Raw genomic sequence first — 15,761 nt, forward strand, 5'->3', positions numbered from 1 at the left:
ACGGCAGGTAATAACCCACCAATATTTCGAATGATGTGGGGAGGGCGAACCTCCTGGTGAGCCGGATAAAACCGAAAGTTTGCTCCCTCTCCCCACTGGGAGAGGGTTGGGGTGAGGGCTTGGATATATATCCGTTTTTATTCAAACGCGGCTCGGCGGGAGCCTCGCTCTCCCCGCACGAATGATAAGCAGCGCGAACACCTGGCATAGAAACCCTCCCCCCGTCTCGGTGGGAGGGTGAAACGTAATTGCTTAACCAAATCCTCTCGACTTTAGTCGAGGGGATTTATTCATTAACTAACTGTTATTTCTGATCTTGCATTACGTAATCCGCCAATCATCAAAAAAATAACCCGCCCAATCTGCGTCTCCTCACATCATTGATGATACCAACTGAACATTTGTTTCGTGAGGATACCCCATGAACGATACTGGTCTTTCAAACGGCGCAAGCCAGGCGCTGGCAGGCGTGTTAGACGCGCGCCGCCTGGCGCTGCACTGCATGAACCTCGAACACACGCTGGAAGAACAACGCCAGCGCGAGGCAAGTCTCGAACACCGCATCACATCAATGCAACAAGAACAAGAGCAAATGAAGGCGCTGGCTGAAACCGGGCGCAACCAGCTGGAGCGTTTGCGAGAAGAAACGCTCTCGCGAGTACGGGCGACAGCGCAATTCACTGGCGACCGGGAGCGGGTGCGGATGGTAGAAGACGCGCTGAAAGAAAGCGAAGCCTCGCCCGAAACCGTGCGCAGTCTGCACCGGGCGGCGACGACGGAATTCTGCGCGCTCTATCCCACCCGTCCACTGTCGCGAAACGCCGCTGAAGAGGCGGCGCCAACCACGGCGGCTGCGCTCACAGCGTATCGAATGCCGGGCAAGTCGCAGCCGGCAAATGTCCAATCCCCCAAACACACAGCAGCATACCACTAGGAGGCGCAAATGACTCGAACAGTAGACAACAACGGAATCGGAGCGCTCTACGCGACCTTCGCCATCCACGAAACCACGCCGGGAACCTACGACCTGGATAGCGATGACGTCGGCAAAGCAGTCGGGCTGGAAGATAGTTATGAAGTCGGATTCGGCTCAGACGGCGACCGCATTTTGGGCCGCTTAGAACACGTCGCGGGCGGGCTGGCCACTGTGCAAATCGCAGGCGTGGCGCGGTTCATCATCAACACCGCAAAAACCGCTCCCGGCGTGGGCGACTCGCTGGTGGTTGACGGCGCAGGCAAGGTCTATCAGGCCCCCGCCATCGACGGCGCGACCGGCGACCCTGCGGGCGGAAACATTGCGCGCGGCGTGACCCTCTCAGCTGACGCCAATGCCTGCGACGCCTTGTTATAAGAAGAACGAAATTCTCAAAAGGAGAACACCCAATGTTTATTGCCGAAGAAAAACTCGACGCGTTGCCGCAATCATTGCAACGCGCGGCCACGGTGGCGCTGCATGAAGGCATGTACGCCGAAGCGGCGCAACGCAGCATGGATCTCACCAGTTATCTGGAGTCGCTCGACCCCTCAGAATCAAACGCCCAACTGGACGCCTTTGAACGCCAACTGGCGCTGGCAGGCATCCGCGTGAACGGCGACGACGCTGACATCGTTGACCGCTTTTTCGCCTCGCAAGAAAGCACCGTCTTGTTTCCCGAATTTGTGTCGCGCGCGGTGCAATCCGGGTATGAAGATTTTGCGAAATTGAAAAAGGTGCTGGCTGGACGGGTCAAAATTGACGACAGCTCCTACAAGAGCATCTATATGGATGACTCGGTGATTGCCCCCGCAGACAAAGCGCTGGCGTTGATCGGCGAAGGCGCTAACTTGCCGATGGTTGAAATTAAATCCGCCGAGCACACCGTCAACGTGAGCAAGTACGGGCGCTACTTGCAGGCGACCTATGAAGCCATCCGCCGCAAACGTACGTCAGTGTTGGCGGTGTTCTTGCGCACCATCGGGCTGCAAATTCAGCGCGACAAATTTGAAGACGCGGTGGCAGTTTTGGTTGACGGCGACGGCAACGACAACGCCGCGTCCACCCTGAACACCGACGTAAGCGGGACGCTCGATTATGACGACCTCGCCGAATTCGCGTTGTCGTTCGACCCCTACGAACTCAACGTCATGATCTGCAACCCGACCACCGCGCTGAAACTGATGAACGTGTCTGAGATCAAAGACCCGGTCGTCTCCAAAGACTTCCAGGTCAAAGGCGAACCGCTCCGCTTGTTCGGCGCTGAACTTCTTGTGGATGACGCCGTCGCTGATAACCGCATCATCGGCCTCGACCGTCGCTTTGCCTTGCAGGAAGTTTTTGAAACTGGCGTGTTCGTCGAAAGCGAACGTTTGATTCGCCGCCAGATTGAAGGCGCTGCGATTTCAGAAACCGCCGGGTTCGCCAAGGCCATCACCGCCGCATCCAAAGTGCTACACATCACCTGGTCGTAATGGTTGCGGGGCGGGCGCTTGGTTGCGTCCGCCCTGGTTCATCAAGGAGGTAGGCGAATGCCATTTGTAAGCGAACAAGAACTGCGCAAGCAAACATTTCTACGCGACTACGACAGCGTTCCGTCCGAACAGTTGCGCGAAAGTTTGCAACAAGCGCATGAAGAAATTTTGGCGCAGACAACGCTAACCGACGACTCGCCAGTGAACGCGGCGATTGCGCGGGCGGAAATTAATTTAACGCTGGCGGTGTGGTTTCAAGCCAAGGCGGCGGCGACGGCGGTGAACGCCCAAGACCTTACCTTGACGGGCGTGCGCATAAACGAGCATAGCGCGGTGGAAAGCCAGTTGGCCTTGGCCGACCGCTTTCGTGAAGAAGCCTGGGGGATGCTGGCGCCGTATTCGCGCAGCGCCCGGCCTGCGCCGTTGCAAATGGCGCGGGAGGAAGCGTGATGACGCGCATCGGCGGATTTTTGTTCCCAACAAAAGCCACTCATGTTCAAAGCATGATGGTGGAAGCCAATAGCAAGGTGCGAAAAGAACTTCGCATCCGCTCGTTGTTACGCGCGGCCTCGCCGCGTGAATTAGACAAGCGCTTGCAAGAATTACAGGCGGCGGTTGAAGCCTTCGACTGCGGCAAGGCGACGCTCAGTTTGCGTCCGGGTGAAATTCATTATGGGCGGCGTCGCTCGTTTGAACTTGCGCCGCAGCGTCGCAGCCTGGCGGCGGGCGTCGATCTGTTGATATGGACGAACGACCGCTATGCGCGCAGCGAAACCTTGCACCAACTTGAGGGCGAAACCTATTTATCGAACGCGCAGGCGTCGGTGTTTAATCGCGGCAATTGGAGCAGCCCTGCGCAGATTTCCATTGAAGCCAAATCGCTGATTCAAACCGTCACAATCGAAACGGCGAGTGAAACCTTCACGCTCACCGATGTTGTGAACTCTGGCGAAACCCTGGTGGTTGATTCAGACAATCGCGCAGTAGGCATCAACGGACGCAATGCGTTCGCCGCAAGCAACCAACAGTTTCCTATGTTGGAGCCGGGCGCCAACACGCTGCAAATCACGCTGACGCCGTCCAGCGCCGAGGCGCAATTTCAGGTCGCCTACCGCGATGTGTGGGTATAAAGGAGAAGCAATGACTGCAAACGCAATTGTAGAAAACGGCCCGCCTGCGTTGGTCTATTCGCGCGAGGCGCCGGGGTTCCAAGACGACGCCGTCACCGCCGAAGACCTGGCGGCGATCAACCAACTGAGCGCTGCGCCGCTGCGGGCGGAACAGGTCTTCGTACGCAGTATGTATTTGTGTTCGACCCAGCCTTGCGACGCGGACGGCTGTCAGTTCACGCTGGCGGCGTTGCAGCAAATCGCCCGTTTGATCGTGGGGCAATCGGTATTGCCGGGGCATGACCGGCGCTCGTTGCCGTTGGCGCGTTTTTTTCGGGCGGAGGTCGTTGAGCGCGACGGCGAGATGCAGCCCGCGCATTTTGTGCGCGCTTGGTTTTACTGGCTGCGCGACACCTCCGGCGCAAAAGATTTGCTATTGAACATCGACGGCGGCATCTATCGCGAGGTGTCGCTCGCGTGGAAATTCAACCGCTGGCGTTGCTCGATTTGCAACGCGCAAAACAACCAGTGCAGCCATCGGCCCGGCGAACGCTACGGCGAAAAAATTTGCTACCGCTTGATCGATTCGGTCAGCGAAGTGCTCGAAGGCTCTCTGGTTTACAAGAGCGCCGACCGCTCCACGAACGTGACCGGCGCCCGTTCGGCGGGTGACGCTGACGCCACCGTATTCATGGTCGCGCAGCGCGGCGATCCCGTCTTTGACTATCTCAACGCGCAGGGCCTGATTGACGATGCGGCCCCGATTTCTGACTGGGACGAGAGCCTGCGCGGCAGCGTCGAAGCCGCCTGGCGCCGCGACGCAGGCGAACGCAGCCACGATTTGATCGAGCGTTCCTTGGCGGAACAAGGCGTGGTCTTGCATGAGCAGCTTGCACACGCAAGCAGCATCGAGGGCGCCGTTAGCGCGTCGATGCGTCAGGGTGATGGACTGCGCACGATTCCATCCATTGGGGAGGCTAACTAATGGGCATTTATGGAACCTACGATGCGCAACGCGCGGGCAACGCCTCACCGTTATTTATTTATAAAGAAACCCCGGTCGCGTCCACAAAAATGAACCGCTGGAACGGCAATATCGAAGCGGGCTTCGATCTGTTGCACACCGTCTGTTCGGCGCTGTTTACTCGCGGTGAACTCGCCGTGATCGCAACTAATAACGCAGACGCATTACGCGCCGTCGAGGCCGATACGCCTGACATGACCATTCGCGTGAATCCCGGCTGGGCGATTGTTGAAACGGGATTCGCAGGGCTTGCCGACCAGAGCGTCTTGCCAAACCAAGGCGCATTCATCGCGCCGACAACCCACCCGCGCGTGGACTTGGTCGCCTTATCCAGCAGCGGCGAATTACTCATCGTCGAAGGCGACGAAGCCGAAACGCCGATTGCGCCAACAACGCCGAATAACGCGCTCGCCCTGGCGCAACTCTATCACCGCCCGGGCGCAGGCCAAATTCTCAACGAAGACAACGACGCCGGTTCGTACTTGATCGACGCCCGGCCCCGCTTTGCGCACGGCGACGCCCATCGCCATTCCATCGACGCCGCGCCGACCGAGGCGCCGGACGGCGTACGGAGCGAATTTTCAACGCAAGATTATTTTCGCGCGGGGAGCTTGCAGGTGTTTCTCAATGGCGTGTTGCAAAAAAACGGCGTTGATTATTACGAGGACGAAGGCGGTAAGGCATATCAGTTTCTCGCCGCCCCGCCCGCGACGGCGCTGCTGGTGCATCGCTATCTGATCGAACGTATCGCTGACGTTTAATAGAAAGGACAAAACCATGAGCCTCATTCGTTACATGCTATTGATTGCATTGCTGACGGCGCCGTGTCTGTCGGGATTCACCCAAACACGCATCAACGCCAGCCAGATCGAAGACGCGTTTATTCAAAAAAACGGCGGCGCGTTGTACGGCGATTTGATTGCGGCGACTTCAACCGTTGAAGCCGCGACGCTTGCGTTTCCCGGCGATGAACACGTGTTTTTTATTCGTCGAGACGGCGGCCATGCGTTGCTGCGCTCCAACCTTGATCTCTATCTCGACCCGACCAACAACGGGACGGCGGGCGCCGTGATCGTGCCGACGACGCGTATGGAGTTTCCTGATTTTTTGGGAGATAAAATTCGTTTCTACAGCCACGCCTACAAGATTGGCGTCTCGGCCTTTGATCTCGATATCACCTCCGATCGCAACATCAAATTTCATTCCGACACCGCCGAAGATTTGATGACCATTGCGGGCGATGCGGGCGACGTCAGCGTCAAAAACAATCTCACTATCGGCGGCGCGTTGCAGCTGCACGTGTTTACGTCGCTGCCTGCGGGCGCGGTCGGGCAAGTGATTTATTTTGACCACGCCAGCGATGACAACCAAGACGGCGCGTATGTGTATACATCCAGCGGCTGGCAAAAACTCTAGCAGCCGTGTCACAGAGATACACCCGCCCCAGATTAAGAACAGGATTGAGCCATGAATGAATGTACTTTTGACTACTGCCGTGAAGTGGTTGAACTCAAAGCGGTGATGGAACGGGTGCGCGCCAAGTTGGAATCGGTCGAGTCGATGCTGATGTACAACCGCGCCTCGCTCGAAGAAATGAACAAGCAGCTGCAGCGCAGCCGTCTCGACGTCGCCAGCGTCAAAACCAGCGCGGCGATTTGGGGCGGGTTGTCGGGCGCCATGTTGGCCGCGTTGTTGAAGTGGATGTTCACTCAGATGTAAACACGAGACCGGCGGCGCCTTGCCTCAACAAATTTTTTTTATGAATAAAACAACACAGAGGAGAAAACACCATGAAGCATCTATCACTATGGCTTGCATGTTGCGTCTGCGCACTCAGCGTTTGCGCACAGGATCATCTCGGCGTATTTGAAGAAGGCGACGAGGTGCCGTTCGCCATCGCCGCCGCCGACCCGGTTACCGGTGAGGCGACTACGCCCACGAGCATGAGCTACTCGATCATTTTTCAGGGCGATGAAATATCGGGCGGCGCTCTTACTGAACTGCGACAGGGGATTGCGCTGGGTGTGTATTCGACCACCGGACAGCAAGCCGGGCCGTATATTGTTTTGGTCTCCGGCGTGATCGGCGAGACCACCGGGTATACCCACAAAAATTTTAACCTGGTCGAAAAAGGCCGCGGCATCCAAAGCATCGGCGCCGAAGCCAGCGGGCTTAATGGTCTCACGCCGCTCAGCGAGGCGGCGTACTTGCCTTACTACGCTTATACCATTTCGAATTTCAACGGGCGCATCGAATCGGTCACCGCCCATTTAGAATCCACCTTAGACCCCGCCGCTGAATACGCCGCCATCACTGCGCGCGAATTGTCGCGGGCGCGGTTGTGGTATGCGCAAAATACGGTCGAGAGCGCAACGCGAAAGGTGCCCGCCGACATGCCGTCTCATCTCGAAGTGCAACTGGCGGCGCCGGACGACATCGGGTTTGTCACGCCAAGCGAGACCTTCTACCGCGTCTATTTTTACCCGGACGCGGTGACGTCAACCAAGGCGTCGGTTGAAGTGCGTTCCATCAGCCCGCCGGATGACGGCGTGTTTTATCTCTCGCCCGATCAAGCGTGGCAGTAAGGAGACAGCGCTATGTTAAAACCCGGCAGCGGATTTTCATCGACGCCTGAGAGCGACGCCGTCCTGCGTCGCAGCGGACGGACGACAGGCGTTTCGTGGGCGGGCGCACGCGCCAAGCGCGACGGCGCCGTCTATCAAATTTTGTTGCATGTCACTATCCCCCGGCGGATCGCAGTCGAAGTTTTGTTTCCCGGCGGGGCGCATGAGGAGGCCAGCGAATGAATACGCCCATACGGCTTTGCCAACATGATTCTGGAATCAAACTGACGTTTTATTGCCGCGATGAAAGCGGCGCTCCTGTTGATTTGACCGCGCTGTCGGTCGATTTTGTTTTGTCGGACGGCGAGGCGCCACTCAACCTTGGGCGTACGCTCTGCGCCAAGCCTGACGCGGCGATGGGCGTGGCGGAATACACGGTGACGGCGGACGACTCCGCCTCGGCGGGCGTCTATCAAGGGAAGTTAGTTCTGAACGACGGCGTCGGCGTCAAACGCAGCATCGGCGGCATCCCCATTGAAATTGAAGTTTAGACGACATTTCAATAATATTTGATTTTTCGCTGCGTGGGGCATGGGCGCAACTCTGCTCGCTTCAGTGCGGGCATTTAAGCCCTGATTCACAGGCGCTCTCAGAGTTGCGCCCATGCCAAAATTGGTTTGTCAGTTTTCGTTATGCAGGAAGATGTTTTCGGTATCATTATTGATGAGATGGTATCTAATATCATTGTTGATGTTTGGAGCGGCGGCTTTGGGTTGTATCATGGCAGTAGGCGTTTAGCAATCAATCATTCTAGAGGGACGAGCATGGCGACCAACGCAATCACAAAGATAGAGATTCCCGGCGTAGAACCGACCCAGCGCGGCAAGGTGCGCGATATTTTTGACCTGGGCGATTCGCTGTTGCTGGTCGCCACCGACCGCATCAGCGCGTTCGACTGCATCCTGCCGCAAGGCGTGCCTGACAAGGGCGCCATTCTCACGCAGATGTCAAAATTCTGGTTCGACAAACTCAGCGAAGCCGAGCCTAACCACATCATCTCAACCGAAGTTGAAGATTTTCCCGAGCCGTTTCGTTCGCATCCTGAGCAATTACGTAAGCGCTCGATGCTGGTCAAAAAGACCGAACCGATTTTGGTTGAATGCGTGGTGCGCGGTTATCTGGCGGGTTCGGCCTGGGTGGAATATCAACAAACGCGAGTGATTGCTGGCGTTAAAATGGAAAGCGGTCTGGTTGAATCGGGCCCGCTGGCCAAGCCGATTTTCACCCCGGCGGTCAAAAACAGCGCCGGACACGATGAGAATATTTCGTTCGACGAGATGCTGGTCATCGTGGGCGGCGCCGAGGGCGACGAACTGCGCGCCCGCAGCATCGAGCTGTACCGCGAAGCGTCCGCCTACGCCAAAGAGCGCGGCGTGATTTTAGCCGATACGAAGTTTGAGTTTGGCTATCTTGACGGTGAAATTTTACTCATTGATGAATTGCTGACGCCTGACTCGTCGCGTTTTTGGGCGGCGGCGGAGTATGAAGCGGGCAAGCCGCAAGACCCGATGGACAAGCAGTTCGTACGCAATTATTTATTGACGCTCGATTGGGGCCGCACCCCGCCCGCGCCCGATTTGCCGGATGAAATCATTCGCAGCACCCGCGAGCGCTATCTCGAAGCCTATCGCACCATCACGGGTGAGGAGTGGGACAACGACTGACCGCTCTTCGATTGTTACGCATATTCTCTATGGCGCCGCGCTGCTTTGGCTCGGCGTTTGGTTTGTCTTGTTTTCGCAGGTCCCGCTCAACCAGCCGTTTTTCGGCGCGATCTTCGTTTCGCTCTTTCGCGAGTTGGGGCAATGGTCACTGGCGTTTGCTGAGGGATTTTGGACGGCGACGCTGTTTCAGTTTATCTATCTCGCCATTCACGCCGTGATCGGCGTTTTGTTTTTGCGCCTGTTTTTTCAACTACCAAAAATTTTAGAATTTTCGCTTGCGCCGTTTTTGGGCGTAGGCCTGGTCCACTTCGCCATGCAATTTTTGGCGATCTTTCTTGTCTTGAACCGCGCCAGCATCTCAATGGTATTGGCGTTGTTTTTAATTGTGTTGACTTTGGCGCAACGCTTTATCGGGCGCTCGCGATGCCGCCCCTCCTTCGAGGCCGAGGCGCTGCAAACCACGGGCGAACGTTGGCTGTTCGGCGCGGCGTGGGCGCTGTTGGGGCTGATTTCATTTTTTGGAATTTACTACTCGGTTCTCTACCCGGTTGATTATTGGGACTCGCTGATTCTGTATGTCAATTACAGCAAGTTGACCTATCTGCACGGCGGGTTCCCGCCGATTGAGCCTTGTTTGCAAGTCGGCCTGGGGCTGGGCGCGAATTACCCTCATCTCTATTCGTTGCAACAAGCATCGACCGCGACGCTGTTCGGCAGTTGGTCAGACCTCTATGCCCAGTGGACGGCGCCGCTGGCGGGCGTGTCGTCGATCATCGTTATGTATTATTTGTTTCTGCATCTCTTCAAACAACGGCTCACGGCGGTGTTGGCGGTGTTGGCGTTTCGGGCGCTGCCGTTTGTGTCGTCGTATTTTGTGTATGCGTCCGACTACGCCCTGGTGATGTTGTTCACCTGTATTTTTCTCTTGTTCGCCGCGCTGTTTTTGGACGCGCCCAGTGCGCGGCGCGCTCAGCCGTTTTTGTTGGTCGCGGCGATTTTTCCCCAGATTAATTATCTGGGCGTGATCGTTTGGCCCTGTGTCGCGGCGGCGTTTTTGTGGGCGCTGTTTCGGCAAAAAAGCCAGGCGCGGTTTTCATCACTATTGGGTTCATCTTGCCTATGGTTCGCATTGGCGATGATCTGGTACTTGAGAAACTATCTTGTCACCGGCAACCCGGTGTATGCGTTTTTCCCTGAAATTTTCGGCGGGATGAACATCAACCTCGAGGTGTTGGCGTCGGCGAACCAGGAATGGCTGGCGCACGGCAACGGCTTTGCGCAACTGGGCGATACCCTGTTGGAGCGCATTATCGGCAGCGTTCCAATTTTCTTGCTCGACTGGCGCATCGCGCCGTTAACGGGCGGGCTGTTGATTCCGGCGTTGTTTTTTGGATGGGGGCGCGCACGGGGATTTGACTTTGTTGTGTTGTTGCTGGTGTTTTTGTATGCGTTATATCAGTATGTGATTTCGGGTTTATATTTGTATCACACCATCGCGCTGTTTCCATTATTGAGCGTGTATGCGGCGCGGTTTTTGGCGGGCATGACGCCGCGCTGGCGGACGGCGTATGCGGTTTTGATTTTACTGGTCAGCCTTGCGCCGGGGCTGTCGGCGTCGATCATGGGGAGCAAAATCGGCGACCCGTCGCTGCCCATCTTCGCTTCGCCGGGCATGAAGCCGCAGTCGTATTACGCCTATCGCTACCCGGAAATCGCGCCGGTGTGGCGGTATATCAATGAGAACCTGGAACCGCTTTCGCTAATGCTCACCCATGACAACCGCCATCATGTATACCGCGACGATATCGGCATCATTCACCTGGATGACTGCGGATTGACGCCGTTCTATGGACGCCCGTACGACGAAGTCCACCAGGAACTATTGCGGCGGGGCGTGAATTATTATTTGCGCATTCCCGATGAAGCCACCCACCCCATCACCGCAGCGTTGGGGCACCTCGCCTATTTAGACAACCCCGCCTATTTCGAATTGGCGCGGCAACATCAGCGAGTGGAGTTGTACCGCATCAAAAAGCCGTGAGGCTTCGAGGCCGGATTCGGTTTCTCTTCTGTTGTCCACAATAAAAAATCCCCGCCTGGAAAACTCAAGCGGGGATCGTAATTTTGATCGGTTTGATCTTACGCGCGTTCGATGTAGGTGCCGTCGCGGGTGTCGACTTTGATGCTGTCGCCGATGTTGACGAACAGCGGTACCTGCACCACCGCGCCGGTTTCGAGGGTCGCGGGTTTGTTGCCGCCGGAGACGGTATCGCCCTTGAGGCCGGGATCGGTCTCGGTGATTTTGTATACCTGATGCAGGGGAATTTCGACGTCGACCGGCTCGCCCTTCCAAAACAGCAGAGAGATTTCGGTGTTGTCTTTCAACCAAACGTCTTTGCCCAACAGCGATTCGGGCGGAAGCGAAAACTGTTCGTAGGTGGTTGAATCCATGAAGTGCAGTTCTTCATCGCGGTAGAGGTACTCGACTTTTTTCGGGTCCAACACCGCTTTTTCGACGCTGTCGTTGGTTTTGATGGTTTTGTCTAACACGCGGCCGGTTTTCATGTGTTTGATCTTGATGCGGATAATGGCCTGGCCCTTGCCCGGCGAGTAGTGCTCATACTTGGTGCAGGTGTAGACTTCGCCGTCAATTTCCAATTTGGTGCCGCTACGGACTTCGGTCGGCTTAATGGTAACGCCCATGTGTTGCTCTCCATGCAATCGAAAGGGTTTTGCTATACTCGTTTAATGTTCTGAGGCGAGCAAGTATAGATTCAACCTGAATACTCTACAACCTGCGCTTCATTGCACATCATTTGTATAAGGCAGCAGAGACAATGAAACAAACGCCAGTGGAAATCATCGAATACCAGCCGCAATATCAAGCCGATTTTATGCGACTGAATTTGGCTTGGATCGAAAAGTATTTCATCGTTGAAGACATCGACCGCCAATTGTTAGAACGCCCCGGAGAAGAGATCATCGCGCCGGGCGGGACGGTGCTGCTCGCCCAGTTAGACGGCGCGGTGGTTGGCACGGCGGCGATGGTGAAGCTGGACGACGGCGTTTTTGAACTGAGTAAGATGTCGGTTGACGAGACGCTGCAAGGGCGCGGCATCGGGCGGGCGCTGTTGAACGCCGCCGTCGATTGGGCGCGGGCGCAGGACGCGCGCGAGGTGGTGCTTGAAACCAATACGATACTCGGGCCGGCGATCCATTTGTATGAAAGTGTGGGGTTTGAGGCGTTTGAAGATGACGCGCTTTCTCACTACGAGCGGGTCAACCTGCGCATGAGAAAAGTGTTGTGAGGGCGGATTGCCGCGAATTTATTGCCCTCAACCTAACCTTCTCCCAGAGGGAGAAGGAATTACGTTTTCGCTTTTTTGAATTCGCGGTGGGCTGCTTCGCGAGCGCGTTCTGCTCAGCCAGGAGTATAAATAAATACCAAATTTTTATTGACAACAATTGCCCTGCATATTACACTGCTTGTAATCTATTTTGATTCTCTGAGTGTTTCTATGTCAGAATCCATTCACAAAAATATTCTAGAAAATAAGTTTGCTGATTCTGAGTTGGTAATTGGTTTAGTAGGCGCAGTCGGCTCTAAAATATCTCACATTGCTAGTTTAATCAAAGATGAATTAAAGGAATATAAATATACCCCAAATGAAGTTCGTGTCTCAAAAGATGTTATTCAAAAAATTGATGAAAGTATTGATCTCGATACTACTACAGATGAATTTAGCCGAACCACATTATTGATGGATGCCGGGAATAAATTAAGGAAAAATTCAAAGAACAATTCTATCCTAGCGCTTGGGGCAGTTTCTAATGTATATGATATTAGAGAAGATAATGCAGGGGGCGAATTAAAACCTAGAAATGCTTACATAATAAATTCACTTAAACATCCTGAGGAAGTTGCCTTATTAAGAACAGTGTATCCAGATGGCTTTTTCTTAATTGGTATTTTCTCGGATGAGAATGAAAGAAAAAACTATTTAAAAGATGTAAAACATATTAATGATCAAAATGCGTCAAATCTTATAGATCGAGATCAAGATGAAAATTTAAAATATGGCCAAAAAACAAGAGAAACATTTCATCTGTCCGATTTTTTTATTTATGAAGATGATAGTGATAAACTTCTTGCTAGCCAAATAAATCGCATTTTTTGTATATTGTTTGGTTATCCTTATGCAACACCCACTTTCGACGAATATGCTATGTTTATGGCTTATTCTTCCTCATTAAGATCGGCAGACTTATCTCGACAAGTTGGCGCAGTCATTACAAACAATAATCTTATTTTATCAACGGGAGCAAACGATTGCCCTAAATTTGGAGGTGGTTTATATTGGCAACAATATAACAATGAAGAAAACAAGTATATTGATGAAGAAAATGGACGAGATTATAAAAAAGGATTTGATTCAAATAAAATTGAAAAAGAAAAAATAATAGATGAAATTACCAAACAGATTTCAGAAAAATTAGATATAACTGAAAGTAAAGAAAACATAAAAAATATACTAAAAGATTCTGGCATTGGAGATATTACAGAGTATGGTCGTGTCGTTCATGCTGAGATGGAGGCTATTTTATCCTGTGCACGACAGAATATTAATTGTGTTAATGCCACTCTTTATTGCACAACTTTTCCTTGCCACAATTGTGCCAAACATATTGTGGCAGCAGGTATCAAACGTGTTGTTTATGTCGAGCCATATCCCAAAAGTAAGGCTGAAGAATTCCATTCTGATTCAATCGAATTAACAAAACCATCTTCAATTAATGACTCAAAAGTGCGTTTTGAACCCTTTATAGGGGTTGGCCCGAGAAAATTTTTCGATTTGTTCTCTATGAATTTAAGTTCTGGTTTCCCATTGACGAGAAAAGATGATGCTGGCAAAGTAATTAAATGGGACGCTGAGAAGAGCAAGTTAAGGGTTCAGATGATTCCGTCTTCATATATAGGAATTGAGAAAAATGCTGCTCATAAATTTAATGTCATATTGAAAGAATCAGGTTTAAGGGAGGCGAAAAATGGAAAATGATAAGGGCGATATTAAAGAAATACGCACGAAATTCTATGAGAATCTTGACAAAGCGACTGATGCCGTAAGCCAGTGGCCTAAGTGGAAGCAAGATGTTCTTGGTCCAAGTGGATTAAACTCTAATATCTCATATAATACAAAAAAAGAAAAAGCATAGTTTCCCCTCAGTTCACTCCGCCTTCAAGCGATTGCGTTTAATGATGTCTTGGGTCAAGACGGTGGGGCGCACCCAGTTCTGTTCGCGGAAGGTTTTTGTCCCGTCGACCACGTCGATCAGAATGCGCACCAACTCCGCCCCCCAGGCTTCATAGTCGCGCCCGATCAACGCATGGATTTTTTGCTCCTGCAAAAACGGCAGCGTCTCCCGCGACAACCCCAATGAAACCACCTTGGCGCCCTGCAATTGCCCAAACGGCGGCTCCGGCGCCATCAGCGGCCACGGCCCCAACCACAACCAGCCGCTTAAACCCGGCGTGGATTGCTGCGCCTCGCGCATCTGTTGCCAGGCGCGTTGCGGGTCGCCCTCGCAGTAGATAATGGTTGCCAGGCGAAGCGCATTGTCTTCGGCTTCGAGGCGTTTGTTGGCGCCGTCGATCATCTCGGCGGTTTCGGCGCTGGAGGGTGAATCCGCCAAAATACCGATTGAGCCGGCGCCGTTGAGTTCTTTCTCTAAGACGCGCGTCGCCAGCCCGCCCAGATGCAAGGCCCGGATTCCAAAAAAGGAACTGCGCTTTGAGTCGGGCGAATCATGTTGAAAGGTAATCACCGATGCGCCGCCTTCAACGACTTCGTCAATCGCTTGCTTGACCGCGTCGTCTTGCAGGCAGGAAATCGCCGCGCCCTGGACGCCCTGCGACTTGAGAGCGCGGATCGCCGCCGCCTGTTCTTCTGGATTGGCGGGGACGGGCTGCCAACGAAGGTCGATTTGTACGCGGGTTTTTAACAGATGCTCAATCTCTCTTTGGGCGCCGCGCTGGATCGCCTGCGTCGAAATGTCGTCGCTGGACGGACAAATAGACAATGTATATGTGCGCATGGGGGCTGGGGCTTTGGGCGCCGGTTTTTGTTCGCTGCAGCCAATGAATAGCCCGATGAAGGCCAAAAAGAGAGAAAAACGGGGAAGAACGGTCATTGATCTAGAATCTCCTGTTGAGCGGCGGCTGGTTTGTGGTTACCGTTTAACGAAAGCGTAAGTCGGTTTAACTGAAAAATCGAGGCAAAGAGGCTCAGTATAATTGACATAGTACGGTTTGGTTGGTATGTTGAATCCCCATTGCTATTGCAATTACGGGCGAACCGGTTTTCTCAAAGACTCTAGGTTTCGAATATACTCTGGTTGGAGGATGTAAACGGTGGATATCCTTCGTAACGAACGTTCAGGTCAAGGCGCGCCCACGGGCGGCCCCAACTCTTCATCCCGCTGGGACGAACGTCCCTATACAACCCTTGGCAAAGATACGGAATTTGAAGGTACGCTGAAGTTTAAAGACGGTCTTCGTATTGAAGGCAAATTTAACGGCGATATCTCAACAGACGGCTATCTGATTATTGGCGATACCGGACAAGTGACGGGTGAAATTTCTGTCGGCAGCATTATTGTCGAAGGCAAAATCACCGGAAACATCCAAGCCAAAGATTTGGTCGAACTTCGCAGCTCGGCTGAAATGCGCGGTGATATCACTGCCGCCAAGTTGAAAATCGAAGAAGGCGTGGTCTTCATCGGTAAGTCGGACGTGCAGCCCCGCGACGGAAACAAAGGCCAGCAAAGCCGTCCGCCGCAAAAACAAGAAGACGATAACAAGAAAGATAAGGCGCAGGCCCAAGGCGGCAAATAG

The 15,761-nt window shown here is 53.5% G+C and carries 20 protein-coding genes; 18 read left to right on the plus strand and 2 right to left on the minus strand.

Translation table 11 applies throughout. From position 1 onward, the window contains the following. Nucleotides 1-421: 421 nt before the first annotated feature. The 14 genes from P9L94_11500 (at nucleotide 422) to P9L94_11565 (ending at nucleotide 10,910) form a co-directional block, all read left to right on the plus strand. Complete coding sequence (locus tag P9L94_11500; protein ID MDP8244699.1) at nucleotides 422-934, plus strand: hypothetical protein; 513 nt, start codon at nucleotides 422-424, stop codon at nucleotides 932-934. 9 nt (nucleotides 935-943) lie between these two features. Further along, a complete protein-coding gene (locus tag P9L94_11505) occupies nucleotides 944-1,351 on the plus strand; it encodes a hypothetical protein (protein MDP8244700.1) in 408 nt (135 codons plus the stop codon). A gap of 32 nt (nucleotides 1,352-1,383) precedes the next feature. Then, nucleotides 1,384-2,448: a hypothetical protein gene (locus tag P9L94_11510; protein ID MDP8244701.1), complete on the plus strand. Its 1,065-nt coding sequence runs from the start codon at nucleotides 1,384-1,386 to the stop codon at nucleotides 2,446-2,448. A gap of 57 nt (nucleotides 2,449-2,505) precedes the next feature. Then, nucleotides 2,506-2,898 (plus strand): hypothetical protein, encoded by a 393-nt coding sequence (locus tag P9L94_11515; GenBank protein MDP8244702.1) that lies wholly within the window; start codon nucleotides 2,506-2,508, stop codon nucleotides 2,896-2,898. Beyond that, nucleotides 2,898-3,578 carry a phage tail family protein gene (locus P9L94_11520; protein ID MDP8244703.1) on the plus strand — a complete coding sequence of 227 codons (681 nt, stop codon included), beginning with the start codon at nucleotides 2,898-2,900 and terminating at the stop codon, nucleotides 3,576-3,578. The genes P9L94_11515 and P9L94_11520 overlap by 1 nt, the downstream gene beginning before the upstream one ends. A gap of 10 nt (nucleotides 3,579-3,588) precedes the next feature. Beyond that, complete coding sequence (locus P9L94_11525) at nucleotides 3,589-4,542, plus strand: hypothetical protein (GenBank protein ID MDP8244704.1); 954 nt, start codon at nucleotides 3,589-3,591, stop codon at nucleotides 4,540-4,542. Continuing rightward, entirely contained in the window at nucleotides 4,542-5,342 is an 801-nt protein-coding gene (locus tag P9L94_11530) for a hypothetical protein (GenBank protein MDP8244705.1), read from the plus strand. The genes P9L94_11525 and P9L94_11530 overlap by 1 nt, the downstream gene beginning before the upstream one ends. Nucleotides 5,343-5,358: 16 nt before the next feature. Further along, nucleotides 5,359-5,997 carry a hypothetical protein gene (locus P9L94_11535; GenBank protein MDP8244706.1) on the plus strand — a complete coding sequence of 213 codons (639 nt, stop codon included), beginning with the start codon at nucleotides 5,359-5,361 and terminating at the stop codon, nucleotides 5,995-5,997. Between the two features lie 51 nt (nucleotides 5,998-6,048). Beyond that, the gene (locus P9L94_11540) at nucleotides 6,049-6,300 is read left to right on the plus strand and encodes a hypothetical protein (GenBank protein MDP8244707.1); all 252 of its coding nucleotides are present in this window, start codon (nucleotides 6,049-6,051) and stop codon (nucleotides 6,298-6,300) included. Between the two features lie 71 nt (nucleotides 6,301-6,371). Further along, entirely contained in the window at nucleotides 6,372-7,166 is a 795-nt protein-coding gene (locus tag P9L94_11545; protein MDP8244708.1) for a hypothetical protein, read from the plus strand. A gap of 12 nt (nucleotides 7,167-7,178) precedes the next feature. After that, nucleotides 7,179-7,388, plus strand: coding sequence for a hypothetical protein (locus P9L94_11550; protein MDP8244709.1), 210 nt, complete (start codon nucleotides 7,179-7,181; stop codon nucleotides 7,386-7,388). After that, entirely contained in the window at nucleotides 7,385-7,696 is a 312-nt protein-coding gene (locus P9L94_11555) for a hypothetical protein (protein MDP8244710.1), read from the plus strand. Before P9L94_11550 ends, P9L94_11555 begins: the two co-directional genes overlap by 4 nt. A gap of 273 nt (nucleotides 7,697-7,969) precedes the next feature. Then, nucleotides 7,970-8,869 carry a phosphoribosylaminoimidazolesuccinocarboxamide synthase gene (locus tag P9L94_11560; GenBank protein MDP8244711.1) on the plus strand — a complete coding sequence of 300 codons (900 nt, stop codon included), beginning with the start codon at nucleotides 7,970-7,972 and terminating at the stop codon, nucleotides 8,867-8,869. Beyond that, a complete protein-coding gene (locus tag P9L94_11565; GenBank protein ID MDP8244712.1) occupies nucleotides 8,847-10,910 on the plus strand; it encodes a hypothetical protein in 2,064 nt (687 codons plus the stop codon). The genes P9L94_11560 and P9L94_11565 overlap by 23 nt, the downstream gene beginning before the upstream one ends. Before the next feature lie 98 nt (nucleotides 10,911-11,008). On the opposite strand, the gene efp is transcribed toward P9L94_11565, so the two are convergent. Beyond that, a complete protein-coding gene (efp, locus tag P9L94_11570) occupies nucleotides 11,009-11,572 on the minus strand; it encodes an elongation factor P (GenBank protein ID MDP8244713.1) in 564 nt (187 codons plus the stop codon). A 134-nt stretch (nucleotides 11,573-11,706) separates the two neighbouring features. Between efp and P9L94_11575 the strand changes: the two genes are divergently transcribed. The 3 genes from P9L94_11575 (at nucleotide 11,707) to P9L94_11585 (ending at nucleotide 14,083) form a co-directional block, all read left to right on the plus strand. Beyond that, the gene (locus P9L94_11575) at nucleotides 11,707-12,177 is read left to right on the plus strand and encodes a GNAT family N-acetyltransferase (GenBank protein ID MDP8244714.1); all 471 of its coding nucleotides are present in this window, start codon (nucleotides 11,707-11,709) and stop codon (nucleotides 12,175-12,177) included. A 210-nt stretch (nucleotides 12,178-12,387) separates the two neighbouring features. Continuing rightward, on the plus strand, nucleotides 12,388-13,926 hold the full coding sequence (locus tag P9L94_11580; GenBank protein MDP8244715.1) for an anti-phage dCTP deaminase: 1,539 nt from the start codon (nucleotides 12,388-12,390) through the stop codon (nucleotides 13,924-13,926). After that, nucleotides 13,916-14,083, plus strand: a complete 168-nt coding sequence (locus tag P9L94_11585; GenBank protein MDP8244716.1) for a hypothetical protein — start codon at nucleotides 13,916-13,918, stop codon at nucleotides 14,081-14,083. Before P9L94_11580 ends, P9L94_11585 begins: the two co-directional genes overlap by 11 nt. A gap of 12 nt (nucleotides 14,084-14,095) precedes the next feature. Here P9L94_11585 and P9L94_11590 read toward each other — a convergent pair whose 3' ends face one another. Next, the gene (locus tag P9L94_11590) at nucleotides 14,096-15,058 is read right to left on the minus strand and encodes a substrate-binding domain-containing protein (GenBank protein MDP8244717.1); all 963 of its coding nucleotides are present in this window, start codon (nucleotides 15,056-15,058) and stop codon (nucleotides 14,096-14,098) included. 220 nt (nucleotides 15,059-15,278) lie between these two features. Here P9L94_11590 and P9L94_11595 point away from each other — a divergent pair, with 220 nt between their 5' ends. Then, the gene (locus P9L94_11595) at nucleotides 15,279-15,761 is read left to right on the plus strand and encodes a polymer-forming cytoskeletal protein (protein MDP8244718.1); all 483 of its coding nucleotides are present in this window, start codon (nucleotides 15,279-15,281) and stop codon (nucleotides 15,759-15,761) included.

It is taken from the genome of Candidatus Hinthialibacter antarcticus, assembly GCA_030765645.1.
GTDB lineage: Bacteria > Hinthialibacterota > Hinthialibacteria > Hinthialibacterales > Hinthialibacteraceae > Hinthialibacter > Hinthialibacter antarcticus.